This is a genomic window from Syntrophorhabdaceae bacterium (genome assembly GCA_028713955.1).
Taxonomy (GTDB): domain Bacteria; phylum Desulfobacterota; class Syntrophorhabdia; order Syntrophorhabdales; family Syntrophorhabdaceae; genus UBA5609.
This window is the reverse complement of sequence record JAQTNJ010000012.1, coordinates 3798-9490: the sequence shown is the minus strand read 5'-3', so window position 1 is coordinate 9490 and position 5693 is coordinate 3798. Positions and strand designations below refer to the sequence as shown.

Annotated in this window: 4 protein-coding genes; all 4 read left to right on the top strand. The window is 52.4% G+C overall.

Annotation, left to right across the window (positions count from 1 at the left end; genetic code table 11):
- A partial coding sequence (locus PHU49_02255) for a replication-associated recombination protein A (GenBank protein ID MDD5242816.1) occupies positions 1-1260 on the top strand: 1260 nt, incomplete at its 5' end.
- 195 nt (positions 1261-1455) lie between these two features.
- Positions 1456-3057 (top strand): DAK2 domain-containing protein, encoded by a 1602-nt coding sequence (locus PHU49_02250; protein MDD5242815.1) that lies wholly within the window; start codon positions 1456-1458, stop codon positions 3055-3057.
- A gap of 23 nt (positions 3058-3080) precedes the next feature.
- Positions 3081-3917, top strand: a complete 837-nt coding sequence (locus tag PHU49_02245) for a DegV family protein (protein ID MDD5242814.1) — start codon at positions 3081-3083, stop codon at positions 3915-3917.
- Positions 3918-3959: 42 nt separating this feature from the next.
- Positions 3960-5261, top strand: a complete 1302-nt coding sequence (locus PHU49_02240; GenBank protein MDD5242813.1) for an outer membrane protein transport protein — start codon at positions 3960-3962, stop codon at positions 5259-5261.
- Positions 5262-5693: the final 432 nt, after the last annotated feature.

Below are 5693 nucleotides of genomic sequence, written 5' to 3'. Positions count from 1 at the left end.
GACAGGATGAGACCAAAGACGCTCGATGACTTTGTCGGGCAGGAACACCTCCTCGGTGACGGCAAGATACTGCGGCTTCTCATAGCAAAAAAGGATATACCGTCCATGATCCTCTGGGGACCGAGCGGTGTGGGGAAGACAACCCTCGGGTGGCTCATGGGAAGATATATGAAGGTCCCCTTTATCTCCCTGAGCGCAGTGAATATCGGCATAAAAGAGGTCAAGGAGGTCATGCAGAAGGCAAAGGTCCAGCGGATGATCCTCTTCATCGACGAGTTCCACCGTTTCAACAAGCTTCAGCAGGATGCGTTCCTTCCTCATGTTGAGAGCGGTGACATAATCCTTATCGGTGCTACAACAGAGAATCCTTCCTTCGAGATCATCTCGCCCCTTTTGTCGCGCATGCGGGTACTCACCCTGAGCCCGTTGACAAAAGACGGGCTGGTGACGATCCTCAGGCGGGCCTTAAGCGACGACAAGGAACTCAAGTCTGCAGGATTAAAGATCAGCGATGAAACGGTCGAAGAGATCGCCATACTCGCCGACGGGGATGCGCGACGGGCCCTTAACCTCCTCGAGGTCAGCTACAAGATGGTGCGCGAGGCAGGACAGAAGGAGCCTGTCATCGACCACGCTATCGTCAAAGAGGCTTACCAGAAAAAGGTAGCCGTATATGACAAAAAAGGCGAGATGCACTATGACCTTATAAGCGCCCTTCACAAAAGCATGCGCGGCTCCGATGCCGACGCCGCCCTTTACTGGCTTGCGCGAATGATCGAAGGGGGGGAAGACCCGCTCTATATCATGCGGAGGATCGTGCGTTTTGCGTCAGAGGACGTGGGGAATGCCGACCCTTATGCTCTGTCGCTGGCGATGGCCGCCACAGAGGCATTCAGGTTTATCGGCCCCCCGGAAGGGTACCTGGCAATTGCGCAGGCATGCCTGTACCTGTCGCTCTGTGAAAAGAGCAATGCCGTTTATGCGGCATACGGCGCCGCGAGCCGCGATGTGAAAAACATGCCTGAATATTCTGTCCCTCTGCATATCAGGAATGCCCCGACACGGCTCATGGAGGAACTCGGATACGGCAAGGGATATCTCTATCCGCATGATTATGAAAACGCACTCGTTAAACAGACCTATCTGCCTGAGGAACTGAAAGACAAGCGATACTATTACCCCAGGGACAGGGGGCATGAGAGAAAGCTGAAAGAGTTCATGGATAAGGTAAAAAGGTTCAGCCGGGAAAATAAGGGTTAGGTTTGCGGAACGATTTATTTTTGTTGAAAAATATCTCATATTGAAAGAGAATAATCACTTAGTCAGACCCTTCGATAAACAGGGAAAAACAAAAAAGATTATGACGTTTACCGAATACTTGACGGCGTGAGTCCTTATTGATGAAGGGCAATGACTTTCAGGCGGAGAACAAAGTAAAGAAAGGCATAATAATAGATGGCAATTCTCTATTGTGATGCAAAGCGGTTTAAGCAGGTCATCCTGGCCGGAGCGGACCGGGTGGTTAACAACCGCAGCCACTTGAACAAGATCAATGTCTTTCCCGTACCGGACGGGGATACGGGAAGCAATATGTCCATGACGCTCATAGCCGCTGTCCGCGAGATAGAAGCCTTGCAGGAAGTCTCCCTGGAAACGACTGCCAAGGCCGCAGCCTGGGGATCCCTGATGGGGGCCAGGGGCAATTCCGGGATAATCATGGCACAGATCCTTGCGGGGGTGGCTGAGGGGATAGAGGGACGCGAGCGTCTCTTTGCGGCAGATATTGTTTTCGCCTTTTCCTGCGCTGCAAAGAAGGCCTACAAGGCCATCCTCCATCCGGCAGAGGGCACGATCCTTACCGTTGTCCGTGAGACATCGGAAGCCGCGGAGAAGGTTGTCAAGAACGAGCAGGACTTTGCGATCCTCCTTAATGAGATGGTCAAAGCAGCGTGGTCTTCTGTGGAACGAACCCCGCTTCTCCTTCCCAGGCTTAAGGAAGCCGGCGTCGTTGATGCAGGGGGGCTTGGTTTTTACTATTTCCTGGAGGGCATGGTGCGCCTGATCCGTGGCGATATGAAGACCGGCGCGGTCATCGACGACGAAGATATACTCAACGGGACAGTGGCAGAACCGGTGGAACACCAATGGAATTACCGTTACTGTACCGAGTTCATCCTCAAGGGAAGCCGGATCTCAGGGGACGCGATGAAGGAGAATCTCGTCCGGATGGGCGATTCCATCGTACTGGTAGGCGATACCCGCCTGGCGAGGGTCCATATCCATACCGGTCAGCCCGAAGAGGTCTTGCGCTATGCCTCTTCCCTGGGCCAGGTTTCATCGATCAAGGTGGATGATATGCTTGTTCAGCATACATCGCGCTTTGCGAACCAAAAAAGCAAAAAGACTACCTCCGTCGTTGCGGTTGTCCTGGGCGACGGTTTGAAGGAGATATTCTACAACGCCGGCAGCGAACTGGTGGTGGATGGCGGCCCAACCCAGAACCCCAGTACCTCCGACATCGTGTCTGCGATAGAAACAGTGACATCCTCGAACGTGATCATCCTGCCCAATCATAAAAATGTTTATCCTGCGGCAATCCAGGCAGCAGGCATGACGCCAAAAGAGGTCACGGTTTTGAAAACATCCTCTGCCCCTGAAGGCCTATCGGCTTTGCTGGCCTATATGGATGACGCCTCCTTTGAGAAGAACGTCAGCAACATGGAAGGGGCGTGGGATGGCGTGAAAAGCGGGGAGGTAGCGCAGGCGTCCAGGAGTGTCACGGCAGGGGAGATTGAAGTCAAAACCGGCGATTCGATCGGTATCTACAGGGGGGAAATCCAATGCTCTTCAGCCTCTGCGGGAGAAACCGTTATGAACCTTGCGTCATCCATGCTCGACGCCGACGACGAGATCATCACCCTTTTTTATGGTGATTCTATTGGAAAACAGGACGCGGAGACCTTGCAATCAGCGGTGCAGCAACGTTTTAAGGACAAAACAGTTGAGTTGTATTACGGCGGGCAACCATACGCGCAATATATTATTTCAATAGAGTAAGGAAAGGAGAGACCATAAAGATCATCACAGACAGCACTGCTGACCTGCCGGAGAACCTGGTACGGGAATACGATATAGGCGTCGTGCCTCTGACCGTTCACCTGGGAGAAAAAAGCTGGAAGGACTTTTATGATATTGAACCCGATGAATACTGTTCGCTCTTAAGAAGGTCAACGGACTTTCCGACAACATCACAGCCATCCCCCCAGGATTTTATCAACGCCTTTGCTCCTTTTGCAGCACGGGGGGAGCCCGTGCTCTGCGTCAATATTTCATCCAGGCTGAGCGGCACCTACCAGTCTGCCCTTCTCGCCAAAGATCATTTCCCGGGCGCCCGCATAGAAGTGGTGGATTCCCTCCAGGGCTCTATGGGGCTTGGCTTGATCATCCTTTTATGCGCCAAAAAGGCCAATCAGAATACCTCCTTTGAAGGTGTGGCAGATTTTGCCAGGGAGCTCACCCGGAAGGTGGAAACCTATTTTTCCGTCGATTCCCTGGAGTATTTGCAGCGGGGAGGCCGGATAGGAAAGGCCCATGCCTTCCTGGGCACACTTATGAAGATAAAACCTCTTTTACACTTGGTGGAAGGGGAGGTCCAGCCTGTCGAGAAGATACGCACGACCGGGAGGTTGCTGAGCCGGTTTGTGGAACTCGTGGAAAAAGGAGCCGGTGAACATTCGCAGATCCTGCTGTCGGTAGCAGACTCAGGAAACAGCAAAGTCATGGCGGAACTTGTAGAGAGGTTTTTGAAAATTCCCGGCCTTTCCCTTGTTTACCGGGGCAAGATCGGCGGCGTAATCGCATCCCACGTCGGTCCGGGAGGTCTCGGCGTGTCGTTCCTGAAGGTATTTGATGAGTAGCCCATACTTTTTTTAATAAAACACTTTGCAGGGGGAGGGGAAATGGATTTAAAAACAATCAGATCTGTACTTATTGGTGTATTCTGCCTGATACTTTTATCTACAGGATCGGCATCCGGGGCGGGTTTTGCCCTCATCGAACAGGGCGTAAGCGGCCTGGGGAACTCCTTCGCGGGAGGTTCTGCCTCTGCGCAGGACGCTACAACGGTTTTCTTCAACCCTGCCGGCATGACGAAGATCCCGACGCAATCCGTTGCCGCAGCGAATCTTATAGTACCGAATTTTACATTCAGGAATGAAGGCTCAACCCACCGCACAGACCCTGCCCTACGCGGCAACAACGGTGGCGACGCCGGCGTCGCAAAGGTCACTCCGAACCTTTACTATGTTCAGAAGATCGACCGGCTTGCCGTCGGCATAGGCATCAATGCCCCTTTCGGCTTAGCCACCAAATATGACAACAGGTGGGTCGGCAGATACCACGCCATCGAATCGGACCTCAGCAATATCAATATCAACCCTTCCGTTGCTTACCGCGTCAACGAGAAGTTCAGTGTGGGCGGAGGGATAAATATCGGCTATGTCAAGGCGATACTGACCAACGCTGTTGACTTCGGGTCCTTCATAGGATCGGCACAGAACGCCGATGGTTTTGTCAAACTCAAAGGCGATGCATGGGGCGCCGGATGGAACGTCGGGCTCCTCTATGAGTTTACAAAAGATACGAGGGTCGGGGCGGCATATCGCTCGAAGGTCAGATACACCCTCGAGGGAAACGCAAAATTTTACAATGTCCCCGCTGCGCTGGCCGGTTTGCCGAACTTCAAGAACGACGATATCAACGCGCACCTGACCACCCCCGATTCATTGTCGGTGAGCTTCTTCCACAGTTTCAACCCAAAATGGTCGATCATGGGTGATGTTACCTGGACGAACTGGAGCACCTTCGACGAACTGCGTATCCGCTTTGATAACGGGCGCACCGATTCCGTTGTAACGACGGAATGGAGGGAGGTGTTCCGTTATTCGCTGGGCGCGACCTTCACCCCGAACAAGGCCTGGACCCTCCGTGCCGGTACTGCCTACGATCAGGCGCCTGTTCCCAGTGACCGGAGGAGAACGGCGAGGATCCCCGACGCGGACCGTTTATGGCTCTCCCTTGGCGCAGGGTATGGATTCACCGATGCGTTAACATTCAATGTCGCCTGCGCGCACCTCTTTATCAACGATACAAAGATCACCAAATCGACCGCTGACCCTGAGGATAACCGGAGAGGAGGGCTGCTGGGCACCTACAGCGGATCGGTAAACATCATAAGCGCAGAACTAAAGTGGGTTTTTTAGTCCGGCCCACAAAAGGCAGTGAATAGTCGATAGTGTACGGTTTAATTGCGAAGGAAGTTTCGAGCAAAATAGTGGATAGCATAAAGGCGGTGGATAGCATAAAGGCGGTCGATAGTCGATAGTGAATGGTGGATAGCAAGAAACAAAAGAAGCAATTCCTTTAAAGGAGTTTAGCTCTCCGCTCTTAGCTCTCCGCTCCGTTATCTCTTGATTAAAGCCTGAAAATGCTTATACTTTAGTAAGCATCTGAAAACGGAGGTTTTAATGAATCAGGCAAAGACATTCTTTCTAATGGTGGTTTTAACAATAATATTTGTCGCCATAGGAAGTCTGATAGGCGGGAGGTCCGGTGCGTATATAGCCTTTCTCGTCGCTGCTGTTATGAACTTTGTAAGCTACTGGTTTTGTGACAGGATCGTCCTCGCCATGTAC